Below are 338 nucleotides of genomic sequence, written 5' to 3' on the forward strand. Positions count from 1 at the left end.
AGGCGTTGCTCAATCGGGTGCAGGCATCTTGAGGACGCACGGACCGAACCGCCGCGCCACCCCGTTTTCGGGATGACGCGGCAGGTTCGGTCAATGTGGATGATCGGGTCTCAGAAGTCCTCGTCGAACGAGACCGAGCCGGTGACGGCGACCTGGTAGGCCGAGACCTTGCGTTCGAAGAAGTTGGAGAGTTCCTGGACGTCTTGGAGTTCCATGAAGCCGAACGGGTTCGCCGAGCCGTACATCGGGGCCATGCCCAACTGCGCCAACCGTCGGTCCGCGACGTGTTCCAGGTACGAGCGCATGTCCGCGACCGTCATGCCCGACACGCCGCCCTG

At 63.9% G+C, this 338-nt stretch carries 1 pseudogene; it reads right to left on the minus strand.

The window, feature by feature from the left end:
- Positions 1 to 110 precede the first annotated feature (110 nt).
- A pseudogene (locus tag GT354_RS30835) lies at positions 111 to 338 on the minus strand (ribonucleoside-diphosphate reductase); the annotation flags it as partial.

Origin of the sequence: Streptomyces sp. SID3343 (assembly GCF_009865215.1) — a bacterium.
GTDB lineage: Bacteria > Actinomycetota > Actinomycetes > Streptomycetales > Streptomycetaceae > Embleya.